Source organism: Streptomyces sp. SP18CS02 (assembly GCF_036322365.1).
In the GTDB taxonomy this organism is placed as follows: domain Bacteria; phylum Actinomycetota; class Actinomycetes; order Streptomycetales; family Streptomycetaceae; genus Streptomyces.
Window position 1 is genome coordinate 382,358 of record NZ_JAQYXC010000303.1, and the last position, 13,256, is coordinate 395,613.

Here is a 13,256-nt window from a genome sequence, read left to right on the forward strand (position 1 = left end):
CCTTCCGTCGTTACTTGGCCGTGCTGACCGGAGCGTCCTCGCCCAGAAGCTTGCCGTCCGAGGTTTCGAACTGCTGCTTGAAGGCGGCGATCGCGTCGGCGACGGAGGTGAGGGTGTCGTCCGACATCTTGCCGCCCTCGGCGATGCCGGTCAGGAGGTCCTTGCGCTCACGGCGCAGGTACTCCAGCAGCTCGGCCTCGAAGCGGCGGATGTCCTCGACCGGGACGTCGTCCATCTTGCCGGTGGTACCGGCCCAGACGGAGACGACCTGCTCCTCGACGGGCATCGGCTGGTACTGGCCCTGCTTCAGCAGCTCGACCATGCGCTTGCCGCGCTCCATCTGCGCCTTGGAGGCCGCGTCCAGGTCGGAACCGAAGGCGGCGAACGCCTCCAGCTCGCGGTACTGGGCGAGGTCCACGCGCAGACGGCCGGAGACCTGCTTCATGGCCTTGTGCTGGGCGGAACCACCCACACGGGAGACCGAGATACCGACGTTCAGGGCCGGACGCTGGCCGGCGTTGAACAGGTCGGACTCCAGGAAGCACTGGCCGTCGGTGATGGAGATGACGTTGGTCGGGATGAACGCCGACACGTCGTTCGCCTTGGTCTCGACGATCGGCAGGCCCGTCATCGAACCGGCGCCCATGTCGTCGGAGAGCTTGGCGCAGCGCTCCAGCAGACGCGAGTGCAGGTAGAAGACGTCACCCGGGTAGGCCTCGCGGCCCGGCGGGCGGCGCAGCAGCAGCGACACGGCGCGGTAGGCGTCGGCCTGCTTCGAGAGGTCGTCGAAGATGATGAGGACGTGCTTGCCGTCGTACATCCAGTGCTGGCCGATGGCCGAGCCGGTGTACGGCGCCAGGTACTTGAAGCCGGCCGGGTCGGACGCCGGGGCGGCGACGATCGTCGTGTACTCGAGGGCGCCGGCCTCCTCCAGCGCGCCGCGCACGGACGCGATGGTGGAGCCCTTCTGGCCGATGGCGACGTAGATGCAGCGGACCTGCTTCTTCGGGTCGCCGGTGCGCCAGTTGTCACGCTGGTTGATGATCGTGTCGACGGCCAGGGCGGTCTTGCCGGTCTGGCGGTCGCCGATGATCAGCTGACGCTGGCCACGGCCGATCGGCACCATCGCGTCGACGGCCTTGTAGCCGGTCTGCATCGGCTCGTGCACCGACTTACGGGCCATGACGCCCGGGGCCTGCAGCTCGAGGGCGCGGCGGCCCTCGGTCGCGATCTCGCCGAGGCCGTCGATCGGGTTGCCGAGCGGGTCGACGACGCGACCCAGGTATCCCTCGCCGACGCCGACGGAGAGGACCTCACCGGTACGGGTGACCGGCTGCCCCTCCTCGATGCCGCTGAACTCGCCGAGGACGACCGCACCGATCTCGCGCTCCTCGAGGTTGAGGGCGAGACCGAGGGTTCCGTCCTCGAACTTCAGCAGCTCGTTCGCCATGGCCGAGGGAAGGCCCTCGACCTTCGCGATGCCGTCGCCGGCAACGCTGACCGTACCGACCTCCTCGCGCGAGGCCGCGTCCGGCTGGTACGACTGGACAAAGTTCTCCAGCGCGTCCCGGATCTCCTCCGGCCGGATCGTGAGCTCCGCCATCTGGGTTCCCTGCTCTCCTTGTTGGGCCCGAAGTTTCTTTGGGGGTCTGGGGGCGACCCCCAGGAATCTTCTGCAAGTTCTGCACGGCCCAACCGGGCCGCTGGTGATGCTTGTTGTCTTGACCGTCCGACGCCGCAGCGTCAGCCGGCCAGGCGCCGAGCCGCCTCTTCGAGACGGTCCGCGATGGTCCCGTCGATGACCTCGTCACCCACGCGCACCGAGATCCCGCCGACGACCGCCGGGTCCACATCCAGGTTCAGGTGCATCTGGCGTCCGTACAGCGACGCCAGGGCGGCGCCGAGGCGCTGCTTCTGCCGGTCGCTGAGCGGCACGGCCGAGACGACGACCGCGACCATCCGGTCCCGGCGCGCCGCGGCGAGCTTGGACAGGGACTCGAGGCCCGCTTCCAGGCTACGTCCCCGCGGGCGTGTCACGAGACGGACGATCAGTCGCACCGTGACCCCGTCGGCCTTGCCACCGAGCAGGCTGCGAACCAGCTCGCCCTTGGCGGAGGCCGTGGCCGACCGGTTGGTCAGCGCGGCCCGCAGCTCGGGGTTGGACGCGACGATCCGGCCGAACCGGAACAGCTCGTCCTCCACGTCGTCGAGGGCACCGGCCTGCTGGGCCGCCGTGAGGTCGGCGGTGGCCGCCAGCTCCTCGAGCGTGTCGACCAGGTCGCGCGACTGCGACCAGCGGGACCGGACCATGCCGGAGACCAGGTCGGCGGTCTCGCCACCCACCTGACCGCTCAGCAGTCGCGCGGCGAGCTCGGCCTTGGCCTCGCCGGCCTGCGCCGGGTCGGTCAGGACCCGACGCAGCGACACCTCGCGGTCGAGCAGCGCGGTGACGGCGGCCAGCTCCTCGGCGAGCTTCGCCGCGTCGACCGACGTGCTGTCGGTCAGTGCGTCGAGACGCTCGCGCGCGGCAGCCAGCGCCTCGCGGCTCGCTCCGTTCATCGGGTGGCCTCGGCCTTCTCCTCGAGCTCGTCGAGGAAGCGGTCGATGGTGCGGCTCTGGCGGGCGGCGTCCTCGAGGGACTCGCCGACCAGCTTGCCGGCCAGGTCGACGGCGAGCTTGCCGACGTCCTGACGCAGCGAGAGCGCCGCGGCCTTGCGGTCGGCCTCGATCTGGGCGTGGCCGGCGGCGATGATTTCCTCGCGCTGGCGCTGGCCTTCCGCCTTCATCTCCTGGATGATCGCGGTGCCCTGCTCCGACGCCTCCTGGCGGAGACGCGCGGCCTCGTGGCGGGCCTCGGCAAGCTGGGCCTTGTACTGCTCCAGCACACTCTGGGCTTCGATCTGGGCCGACTCGGCCTTCTCGATACCACCCTCGATGGCCTCGCGACGCTGCTCCAGAACGTTGTTGATGTTCGGGAGGAGCTTCTTGGCGAGGAAGCCGAAGACGATGACGAAGGCGATCAGGCCGATGACGAGCTCGTCGAGATGCGGGAGCAGAGGATTCTGAGGCTCCTCCGCCGCCGCAAGGAACAGAGCGTTCACATCAGTGCCTTCCGTGAAAGGGGTTGGGCTGTCGGTCCGGCTTACTTGTAGACGAAGCCCATGACGATGCCGATGAGGGCGAGCGCCTCACAGAAGGCGAAACCCATGATCTGGTTGGTACGGATCAGGCCGGCCGCCTCGGGCTGACGGGCGAGGGCCTGGGTGCCGTTACCGAAGATGATGCCGACGCCGACGCCGGGGCCGATCGCGGCCAGGCCGTAGCCGATGGAGGCGACGTTTCCGTTGACAGCGGCGAGAGTCTCGAGAGCGGACATGCCGGTTCTTCCTTCTCTTTCAAGGACCCGGTGGGGGTTGGCCACCGGACGTCTGTTGGTAGGGGGTGGGCTGGGCCGAAGCGCGCTCAGTGGTGCTCGGAGAGCGCGCCCTGCACGTAGCTGCTGGCCAGGAGCACGAAGACGTACGCCTGGACGGCCTGGATGAAGAGCTCGAAGGCCGTCATGATGATGACCATCACGAACGAGGCGCCGGCGTAGACGAAGCCGAGGCCGTTCATCAGGTACCAGGTCGCCAGCGAGAACATCACGATCAGCAGGTGACCCGCGAACATGTTCGCGAACAGTCGGACCGCGTGCGTGAAGGGCCGGATGATCAGGTTCGAGAAGAACTCGAGCAGCATGATCAGCGGCAGGATCGCGCCGAGGGACTTGTCGTAGCCGAGGATGTTCTTCCAGCCGCCCACGAAGCCGTGCTTCTTGAAGGTCAGGCTGACCCACATCACGTACACGACCAGTGCGAGACCGGCCGGGAAGGCGATCAGCGAGGTGACCGGGAACTGCGCGAGCGGGATGATGGACCAGAGGTTCATGATCCACACGAAGAAGAACAGCGACACCATGAAGGGGACGTACTTCTCGCCGTCCTTCTTGCCGATGATCTCGTAGACGATGCCGCGGCGGACGAAGTCGTACCCGGCCTCGCCGACCATCTGGAGCTTGCCCGGGACCAGCTTGGGCTTGGCGAACGCGGCCCAGAAGAACGCGACGACCACGATCGAGCTCAGCAGCGCCAGCAGCATCGGCTTCGTGAACTCGAAGCCACCGGCGGTGAAGATGGGCTCGTAAAGGAACGTGTGCAGGCCCGGAGCTGGGAACCCGCATCCGGTGAAGATGTGGCAGCTCGCGTCAAAGGCAAGCGTCTGGTCAGCACTCACCGCGGGCTCCTTCAGCGTGGCGCATAGGTACGGCAACCTCGTTGTGTCGGCGCGGCACGCAGCCGCGGGTCGGCACTGGACTGGTCTTACGGATAAGGGGGCGGCGGTTCGGCTTCGAGCCTCGCGCTGGGTCAGGCGTCAGCTCGGATGCCCGCGCCCGCAGTGCCGCAGTTGGCACCGGACGATAGCAGGATCTCGAACGGCCATTTATCCCGGCCCTACCCCTCACGACGAGGACCCTTTCCTGGCGGGCTTGTCACCCGAGCCGGAAGAGGGTTCCACGTAAAGGATCTTGGCCTTCATGTAGGCGCGCGCCTGGGCGGCGACCCACACGACGGTGGTGGCGAGAAGGGTGAAGGCGAACGCCTTGAAGTCGAACGCGGTGGTGTCCTTGAGCAGGGCCAGGAAGATGAACAGCACCAGCAGCTGGACCGTATAGAGCATCAGCCCCATGGCCTGGAACAGCTGCGGCAGCGACTTGGCCGTGCGCTGGAGCACCACCAGCCCGATCCCCATGAAGAGGACGACCACCAGCGTGCCGACGACGGCTCCGATCGCTCCCTTGCCACCGGCGACCACACCGCTGACCACGGTGGCGATGACGCCGGTGGCGAGCGTGGGTACGGCGGTGTGCAGGAGGAGGCGGACGTCGTTGGACGGCATGGCGGCATCTCCGCTTGCTGGTGGGGGCAAAGTGGTGTCGTCATGGACGAGCGTAAGCCCGGTCCGAGGCGAGTCTCGGGGTCGATGAACCGTCGCACTGGGGTTCTTCGACTCTGTCGCCGGGTCTCGTGAACCGTATCACAAACTATTTGATGAGGTCTTTACCCGGGCGTGTGCTGACTCTCACACATGAGAGTGACTGCGCCCGTGTGTGCAGTGCGGCTCGCCGTTTTGTCTGGTAATGGCCGCCGCTGAGCCCTTCGTCAACTCGGCGTTCCGGCCTTCCGCCGGTCGGGAAGGTGTGAACGAGCGCCGATCGCTGTCGCTCCGTTGACACCGGCCGGCACCGGAACGCGCTCCTCCCTCGACGGCCCCTCGTACGGGAGCGCCGCGGCCGTCCCCGGCACGGTCTTCCTGCGGCGGTAGCGCGGCGGCACGAACGACTCCGCCCAGCGCGGGGCGCGCGGCGTGAACCGGGGCAGCAGCAGGAGCACCAGACCGATCGCGCTCAGCGCCACGATCACCAGCACGATCCACATCGACGCCGAGTGCACCGAGTAGGCCAGGGTGCCGAAGGCGATGAGCGCCGACCAGAAGTACATGATCAGGACCGCCCGGCTGTGCGAGTGCCCGATCTCCAGCAGCCGGTGGTGCAGGTGCCCGCGGTCGGCCGCGAACGGCGACTGGCCGTGCCAGGTGCGGCGCACGATCGCCAGGACCAGGTCGGCCACCGGGATCGCGATGATCGTCAGCGGCAGCAGCAGCGGGATGAAGACCGGCAGCGCCGCATGGGTGGCCTGGCGCGTGGAGCCCTCGAAGATCTTGAGCGCGTCCGGGTCGACCTGGCCGGTGATCGAGATCGCGGCCGCCGCCAGCACCAGACCGATCAGCATCGAGCCGGAGTCGCCCATGAAGATCCGGGCGGGGTGCATGTTGTGCGGCAGGAAGCCCAGGCACATGCCCATCAGGATCACCGCGAAGAGCGTCGCGGGCGCGGCGGCCTCGATCGTGTAGCCGTACCAGATCCGGTACGCGTACAGGAAGAACGCCGTGGCGGCGATGCACACCATCCCGGCCGCGAGACCGTCCAGGCCGTCGACGAAGTTCACCGCGTTGATCGTGATCACGACCAGCGCCACCGTGAGGAGCGTGCCCTGCCACTGGGTCAGGGCGACCGTGCCGATGCCGGGGATGGGCAGCCACAGGATGGTCAGACCCTGCATCACCATCACGCCCGCGGCGATCATCTGCCCGCCGAGCTTGATCAGCGCGTCGATCTCGAACTTGTCGTCGAGGACGCCGATCAGCCAGATCAGGGCGGCCCCGGAGAGCAGCGCACGGGGCTCGTTGGACAGCGCGAAGACGCTGTTCAGGTTCGGCAGGTGGTCCGCGACGAGCAGTCCCGCGCACAGTCCGAAGAACATGGCGATGCCGCCGAGCCGCGGCGTCGGTTCTCGGTGGACGTCTCGCGCCCGGATCTGCGGCATCGCCCCGGCCGCGATGGCGAACTTCCGCACCGGGCCGGTCAGCAGATAGGTCACCGCAGCCGTGACACAGAGCGTCAGCAGATAATCACGCACGGGCTGCCCCACAGGAATAGCTGGCCATCTCAGCCCCACACCCTAGCTCTGGTGCCCATGTGCTGGTGGACACCCGGGTGCCCCGGACGGTTCCACCGACGCGCTTCTACCCCCTATACGGTGGAAATCGCTCGGTCAGTTCACGTACTCGGGCGCGAACCGTACGGGTCGCCGCGGCGTCCTCGCGCAGCGCGGCCGCGAACAGGGCGGCGATCCGCGCCATCTCCGCCGGTCCCATGCCCTGGGTGGTCACCGCGGCCGTGCCGAACCGGATCCCGCGCCCGTCCCCGTACGGCAGGGCGCAGGTGTCCAGCACGATGCCCGCCGCGGCCAGCAGCCCCCGGGCGGTGCGTCCCTCGACCCCCAGGGGGCCGGGGTCGGCCGTGATCAGATGGGTGTCGGTGCCGCCCGTGGTGATCGCGAAGCCCTCGTCGGCGAGCGCGGCCGCGAGCGTGCGGGCGTTGACCACCACCTGATGGGTGTACGCGGCGAACTCCGTCGTCGCCGCCTCGCCGAACGCGACGGCCTTCGCGGCGATGGTGTGCATCTGGGCGCCGCCCTGCGTGAAGGGGAACACCGCCCGGTCGATGCGCCCCGCGAGCTCCTCGCCGCACAGGATCATCCCGCCACGCGGTCCGCGCAGCACCTTGTGCGTCGTGGCGCACACCACGTCCGCGTACGGGACCGGGCTGGGCGCCGCTCCCCCGGCGACCAGGCCGATGGGATGGGCCGCGTCGGCGATCAGACAGGCGCCGGTCTCGTCGGCGATCTCGCGGAACTCCGCGTAGTCGATGTGCCGGGGGTAGGCGATCGAACCGCAGACGATGGCCTTCGGCCGGTGCCGGTGCGCCAGGGCGCGCACCTGGTCGTAGTCGATGAGACCGGACTCGGCGTCCACGCCGTAGGCGACGAAGTCGAACCAGCGGCCGGAGAAGTTGGCCGGGGAGCCGTGGGTGAGATGACCGCCGTGGGGCAGCCCCATCGCCAGCACCGTGTCCCCGGGCCTCAGCATGGCCGCGTACGCCGCGAGGACGGCCGAGGAGCCGGAGTGGGGCTGGACGTTGGCGTGGGCGGCCCCGAACAGCGCGGTGGCCCGTTCGACGGCGATACGCTCGGCGGCGTCCACCAGCTCGCACCCGCCGTGGTGCCGCGCGCCGGGGTACCCCTCGGCGTACTTGTTGGCGAGCGGCGATCCGAGCGCGGCGAGCACGGCCGGCGAGGTGAAGTTCTCGGCGGCGATCAGCTGGAGGCTGTCCGCCTGCCGCCGCACTTCCCCGGCGAGCACGTCGGCGATCTCGGGGTCCTGCCGTCGCAGGGCGTCGGCGTCCGCCCGGTAGGCGTGGACGCGCACATCGTCGGCAGCAGCGGTGACCGGCATCTCTGGCTCCAGGCGCGTGGGCGGGACCCCGTCAGCTCCAATGTAGGCCCGCGTGCCCGCGCCCGCCCGGCGGTCGCGGTTCAACCCGCCGCGAGCCCACCGGCACGGCTCAGTGCTTCGTCTCGACGCCCGTCAGGGCGGTCACCACGGGGTCCAGCGCCTGGTTGATCTCGTCGCCGATCGAGCGGAAGAAGGTGATCGGCGCACCGTACGGATCGTTCACCTCGTCCGCGTCCGGGCTGGGGGCCAGCAGCCACCCGCGCAGCGCCGCGGCCGCGCGCACCAGCGCGCGGGCGCGCTCGACGACGCCCTCGCCCAGCGGGTCGGGCAGCGTGGCCGGGTCTATCGCCCGTACCAGCCGGGTGAACTCCTTCAGCGTGAAGGTGCGCAGGCCCGCCGAATGGCCCATGGAGATGACCTGCGCCCGGTGGTCGCGGGTCGCCGTCAGCACCAGGTCCGCGCGGATCACGTGCTCGTCGAGGAGCTCACGGCCCACGAACCCGGTGGCGTCCGCCCCGAAGTCGGCGAGGACCGTGGCGGCGTTGGCCTCCATGGGCGCGCCCTCATGGCCCCAGGTGCCGGCGCTCTCCACGATCAGGCCGCCGCCGAGGTGCTCCCCCAGGCGGTCGGCCAGGGCATGGCGGGTCAGCCGCTCGGTGATCGGTGAGCGGCAGACGTTGCCGGTGCTGACGTGGAGGATTCTGAACGTGTCGCCGGTGGCGGCCGCACCTATGCCACGCCCCTCAGGGGCGGTCAATTGGCCACCTCGAGGTCGGGTACGACCTTGCGGAGCTCGTCCGCGCCGAGCGCGCCCTGGCGCAGGAGGACCGGAACCTTGCCCGTGACGTCGACGATCGACGACGGGACGATGCCCGGGGTCGGCCCGCCGTCCAGGTACACGGAGACCGAGTCGCCGAGCATCTCCTGCGCGGCGTCGCAGTCCTCGGGAGAGGGGTGTCCGGTCAGGTTGGCGGACGATACGGCCATCGGGCCGACCTCGGTGAGCAGCTCGATGGCGACCGGGTGCAGCGGCATCCGGATCGCGACGGTGCCGCGGGTGTCCCCGAGGTCCCACTGCAGGGACGGCTGGTGCTTGGCGACCAGGGTCAGCGCGCCGGGCCAGAAGGCGTCGACGAGCTCCCACGCCTGCTCCGAGAAGTCCGTCACGAGGCCGTGCAGGGTGTTCGGGGAGCCGATGAGGACCGGGGTCGGCATGTTGCGGCCGCGTCCCTTGGCCGCCAGCAGGTCGGCGACGGCCTCCGAGCCGAAGGCGTCCGCACCGATCCCGTACACGGTGTCGGTGGGCAGCACGACGAGCTCGCCGCGACGGACGGCGGACGCGGCCTCACGCAGGCCGGTCGTGCGGTCGGTCGCGTCGTTGCAGTCGTATCGCCGAGCCATTTAACGGGCCTCCTCGTACACATGCGTGGTCACATGCTTGGTCATGGCGTCGCCTTGCGCGCGGTCGCGAAGCGCGGGCGCTTGTTCAGGTCGGGGTGGTCGGCGGCGTCCGTCCAGCCGGCCTCCTCGTTGAAGATCCACGGCACCTGGCCGCCCTGGGTGTCGGCGTGCTCGACGACGACGAGGCCGCCGGGGCGCAGCAGCCGGTGGGCGGTGCGTTCGATGCCGCGGATGGTGTCGAGGCCGTCCTCGCCGGAGAAGAGGGCCATCTCCGGGTCGTGGTCGCGGGCCTCGGGCGCGACGTACTCCCACTCGGTGAGCGGGATGTACGGCGGGTTGGAGATGACCAGGTCCACCTGGCCGTCGAGCTCGGGGAGGGCCGCCAGCGCGTCGCCCCGGTGGACGGTGACCCTGGACCCCTCGGCGTTCTTCCGCGTCCACACCAGGGCGTCCTCGGACAGCTCCACGGCGTGCACGCGCGAGCGCGGCACCTCCTGGGCCATGGCGAGGGCGATGGCGCCGGAGCCGGAGCACAGGTCCACGATGAGCGGCTCGACGACGTCCATGGCGCGTACGGCGTCTATGGCCCACCCGACGACCGACTCGGTCTCGGGGCGCGGCACGAAGACGCCGGGGCCCACCTGGAGCTCCAGGTAGCGGAAGAACGCGCGTCCGGTGATGTGCTGGAGCGGCTCGCGGGCCTCCCGGCGCGCGACGGCCTCCCAGTAGCGGGCGTCGAAGTCCGCGTCCTTGACGTTGTGCAGTTCACCCCGCTTGACGCCGTGCACGAACGCGGCGAGCTCCTCCGCGTCGAAGCGCGGTGACGGCACGCCGGCGTCGGCCAGGCGTTGGGTGGCCTGGGCCACCTCCGCAAGCAGCACACTGCGGGGGCTTGGGGGTCGCCCCCCAAAATGTTGCTGCACGCTGGTCCTCCGGGCTGAGCGGGTCGGGTGTGGGCGGGGCGGGTCAGGCGGCGGCGAGCTTCGCGGCGGAGTCGGCGTCGACACACGCCTGGATCACGGCGTCGAGCTCACCGTCGAGCACCTGGTCCAAGTTGTACGCCTTGAAGCCGACGCGGTGGTCCGAGATCCGGTTTTCCGGGAAGTTGTACGTACGGATCTTCTCGGACCGGTCGACCGTTCGCACCTGGCTGCGGCGGGCGTCCGCGGCTTCCTTCTCCGCCTCCTCCTGGGCTGCGGCGAGCAGCCTGGAGCGCAGGATACGCATGGCCTGCTCCTTGTTCTGGAGCTGGCTCTTCTCGTTCTGGCAGGAGGCCACGATGCCGGTCGGCAGGTGGGTGATGCGGACGGCGGAGTCGGTCGTGTTGACGGACTGGCCGCCGGGCCCGGAGGACCGGTAGACGTCGATGCGCAGGTCGTTGGCGTGGATCTCGACGTCGATCTCCTCGGCCTCGGGCGTCACGAGGACACCGGCGGCGGAGGTGTGGATGCGGCCCTGGGACTCGGTGGCGGGCACGCGCTGCACGCGATGCACCCCGCCCTCGTACTTCAGTCGCGCCCAGACGCCCTGGCCGGGCTCGGTGGCACCCTGGCCGCCCTTGGTCTTCACGGCGACCTGGACGTCCTTGTAGCCGCCGAGCTCGGACTCGGTGGCGTCGATGAGCTCGGTCTTCCAGCCGACGCGCTCCGCGTACCGCAGGTACATGCGCAGCAGGTCGCCGGCGAACAGGGCGGACTCGTCGCCGCCGGCGCCCGCCTTGATCTCCAGGATGACGTCCTTGTCGTCGCTGGGGTCGCGGGGCACGAGCAGCAGCCGCAGCTTGTCCGTGAGGGCCTCGCGCTGCTTGTCCAGCTCCTTGACCTCGGCGGCGAAGTCCGGGTCGTCGGCGGCGAGTTCGCGGGCGGTCTCCATGTCGTCGCCGGTCTGCTTCCAGGAGCGGTACGTGGCGACGATCGGGGTCAGCTCCGCGTAGCGCTTGTTCAGCTTGCGCGCGTTCGCCTGGTCCGCGTGGACCGACGGGTCGGCGAGCTTCTTCTCCAGATCGGCGTGCTCGCCGATCAGTTCCTCGACCGCCTCGAACATCGGGGGCTCCTGGTTTCGTACGACTGTGTGTTCCCGGGGCTGCGACGTCGGCACCGAGCCGCGTGGTGCCCGGATCCCCCGGCGGGAAAGCGGGAGACGGCAAAGCGCCGGTCTCGGCCACCCCGCACCCGGGGCGGCCGTAGACCGGCGCAGTGGCTCGCTACTTGCTGGCGGCGGCAGCCTTGCCGAAGCGGGCCTCGAAGCGGGCCACGCGGCCACCGGTGTCGAGGATCTTCTGCTTGCCCGTGTAGAACGGGTGGCACTCGGAGCAGACCTCGGCACGGATGGTGCCGCCGTCGATCGTGCTACGGGTGGTGAACGACGCGCCACAGGTGCAGCTGACCTGCGTCTCGGCGTACTCGGGGTGGATGTCGCGCTTCAAGGTGTCTCCTAGTTTCGGGAGGGCTCCGGGTCGCACGGGCGGGATGCGGGTGCGTGAACCGGGGCCGACGTACCAGTCTGCCAGGACCGGCCGTATCTCCCAAAACCGGGGTGTCGCCGGATCTATTCCGGCCTACTTCACGACGCCCTCGGCCTGGCCCGTGGCGGTGTCGGCGGTCGCGTCCGCGGGGATCGGCCGGTCCTGCTTGAGGGCCGTCCAGACCTGCTGTGACCTGGCCTGGAGCGGCACGACCCGGTTGGGGTCGGCGGGGTCGTAGCGCACCGGCAGCGTGATCATGTGCACGTCCTGGGCGCCGAGGTCCTTCAGGCCGCCCGCGAAGCCGGCGAGCTCCTTGACCGAGTCGAGCTCGGAGTCGGGGGTGATCGTCTTGGTGGCGGTGTCGGCGAGGTCCCAGAGCTTCTTGGGGCTGCTGAGGACGCCGACGCTCTTGACCTGGTCGATGAACGCCTTCATGAAGGCCTGCTGAAGCTGTATCCGGCCCAGGTCACTGCCGTCGCCGACGGCCTTGCGGGTGCGGACGAGTGCCAGCGACTGCTCGCCGTCGAGGGTGTGCGTGCCCGCGGGCAGCCGGAGGTGGCTGCTCTTGTCGTCGATCGCCCTGGTGGTGGTGATCCCGACACCGCCGAGGTCGTCGATCAGCTTCCTGAACCCGGCGAAGTCGACCTGTATGTAGTGGTCCATACGGATGCCGGACATCTGCTCGACTGTCTTGACCGCGCAGGCCGGGCCACCGGCCTCGAACGCCGTGTTGAACATCGCCTCGCGCTGGGCGGGGACGGCCTCGCCGGACGGGGTGGTGCACCGGGGGCGGTCCATCAGGGTGTCGCGCGGGATGGAGACGACACTGGCCTTCTTGTGGCCCTCGTAGAGGTGGACCATCATCGCCGTGTCGGAGCGGGCGGCGCCCTCGTCCCTGCCGTATGCGCCGTTGGCCCCCGCGCGGGAGTCGGAGCCGAGCACCAGGATGTCCATGGAGCCGTCGTCGGTGTCCTGCGGGCGATCGTCGTCGCGCAGCTGGGAGTTGATGTCGACGCTCTCGATGTTGCCGTTGAGCGTGAAGTAGGCGTAGCCGAGTCCGGAACCGCCGGCCACCACCAGCGCGGCGGCCGACCAGGCGGCGAAGGCGAGTCCCCGGTGTCGCTTGGCCGGCTCCCTGCGGCGGCGTCCGGTGCCGCGTATTCGGCTGCTCCTGCCCTGCTCGGCCATGGTCTCCTCAGTCCTTGCTGACGCCCCTACCCCCCGGCGTGGCGATCAGGCATGTTTTGTCGGTGGTTGTCCGGCGCTTGTCAGACGGTGAAGCGGCCCAAAGGGTTGCACGGCGTCTTTAAAACGCCTTAAGAACGCGCTGTGCCCACCGCGCGGCGCGCGGTGGGCACAGCGGGCGGCCAAGGCTCTGAAGCCCTTCCCACCTGCGTGTTCATGGCTGGGCAGGCGCCCTGTGGAGACGGGGCGGCCTGTGACCAACCTCTCCGGAGCCCGATGGGGCCCCGGCGGGGCCGGACGAGGAGGCCGTGGC

The 13,256-nt window shown here is 69.7% G+C and carries 14 protein-coding genes; all 14 read right to left on the reverse strand.

All coding sequences use genetic code 11. The annotated features are described in order from the left end of the window. Positions 1–10: 10 nt before the first annotated feature. The gene (atpA, locus tag PUR26_RS32685; RefSeq protein WP_329878163.1) at positions 11–1,603 is read right to left on the reverse strand and encodes a F0F1 ATP synthase subunit alpha; all 1,593 of its coding nucleotides are present in this window, start codon (positions 1,601–1,603) and stop codon (positions 11–13) included. 140 nt (positions 1,604–1,743) lie between these two features. After that, positions 1,744–2,559 (reverse strand): F0F1 ATP synthase subunit delta, encoded by an 816-nt coding sequence (locus PUR26_RS32690; RefSeq protein WP_329878165.1) that lies wholly within the window; start codon positions 2,557–2,559, stop codon positions 1,744–1,746. Beyond that, the gene (locus tag PUR26_RS32695) at positions 2,556–3,101 is read right to left on the reverse strand and encodes a F0F1 ATP synthase subunit B (protein WP_329878167.1); all 546 of its coding nucleotides are present in this window, start codon (positions 3,099–3,101) and stop codon (positions 2,556–2,558) included. Before PUR26_RS32695 ends, PUR26_RS32690 begins: the two co-directional genes overlap by 4 nt. A 41-nt stretch (positions 3,102–3,142) precedes the next feature. After that, positions 3,143–3,376, reverse strand: a complete 234-nt coding sequence (gene atpE / locus PUR26_RS32700; protein ID WP_010474382.1) for an ATP synthase F0 subunit C — start codon at positions 3,374–3,376, stop codon at positions 3,143–3,145. Positions 3,377–3,462: 86 nt separating this feature from the next. Beyond that, positions 3,463–4,272: a F0F1 ATP synthase subunit A gene (gene atpB, locus PUR26_RS32705; RefSeq protein ID WP_329878171.1), complete on the reverse strand. Its 810-nt coding sequence runs from the start codon at positions 4,270–4,272 to the stop codon at positions 3,463–3,465. A 225-nt stretch (positions 4,273–4,497) separates the two neighbouring features. Further along, positions 4,498–4,935, reverse strand: a complete 438-nt coding sequence (locus PUR26_RS32710) for a hypothetical protein (protein ID WP_329878173.1) — start codon at positions 4,933–4,935, stop codon at positions 4,498–4,500. Between the two features lie 263 nt (positions 4,936–5,198). After that, entirely contained in the window at positions 5,199–6,515 is a 1,317-nt protein-coding gene (locus PUR26_RS32715) for an MraY family glycosyltransferase (RefSeq protein WP_329878175.1), read from the reverse strand. 106 nt (positions 6,516–6,621) lie between these two features. After that, positions 6,622–7,893, reverse strand: coding sequence for a serine hydroxymethyltransferase (gene glyA / locus PUR26_RS32720; protein WP_329878177.1), 1,272 nt, complete (start codon positions 7,891–7,893; stop codon positions 6,622–6,624). 109 nt (positions 7,894–8,002) lie between these two features. Continuing rightward, positions 8,003–8,650 (reverse strand): arsenate reductase/protein-tyrosine-phosphatase family protein, encoded by a 648-nt coding sequence (locus PUR26_RS32725; RefSeq protein ID WP_329878179.1) that lies wholly within the window; start codon positions 8,648–8,650, stop codon positions 8,003–8,005. Next, positions 8,647–9,294, reverse strand: coding sequence for an L-threonylcarbamoyladenylate synthase (locus tag PUR26_RS32730; protein ID WP_329878181.1), 648 nt, complete (start codon positions 9,292–9,294; stop codon positions 8,647–8,649). Before PUR26_RS32730 ends, PUR26_RS32725 begins: the two co-directional genes overlap by 4 nt. Positions 9,295–9,335: 41 nt before the next feature. Beyond that, positions 9,336–10,217 (reverse strand): peptide chain release factor N(5)-glutamine methyltransferase, encoded by an 882-nt coding sequence (gene prmC / locus PUR26_RS32735; protein ID WP_329878183.1) that lies wholly within the window; start codon positions 10,215–10,217, stop codon positions 9,336–9,338. Between the two features lie 43 nt (positions 10,218–10,260). Continuing rightward, the gene (gene prfA / locus PUR26_RS32740; protein ID WP_329878185.1) at positions 10,261–11,337 is read right to left on the reverse strand and encodes a peptide chain release factor 1; all 1,077 of its coding nucleotides are present in this window, start codon (positions 11,335–11,337) and stop codon (positions 10,261–10,263) included. Between the two features lie 160 nt (positions 11,338–11,497). Further along, the gene (rpmE, locus tag PUR26_RS32745) at positions 11,498–11,719 is read right to left on the reverse strand and encodes a 50S ribosomal protein L31 (RefSeq protein WP_329878187.1); all 222 of its coding nucleotides are present in this window, start codon (positions 11,717–11,719) and stop codon (positions 11,498–11,500) included. A gap of 132 nt (positions 11,720–11,851) precedes the next feature. Further along, positions 11,852–12,946, reverse strand: a complete 1,095-nt coding sequence (locus PUR26_RS32750; protein WP_329878189.1) for an LCP family protein — start codon at positions 12,944–12,946, stop codon at positions 11,852–11,854. Positions 12,947–13,256 lie beyond the last annotated feature (310 nt).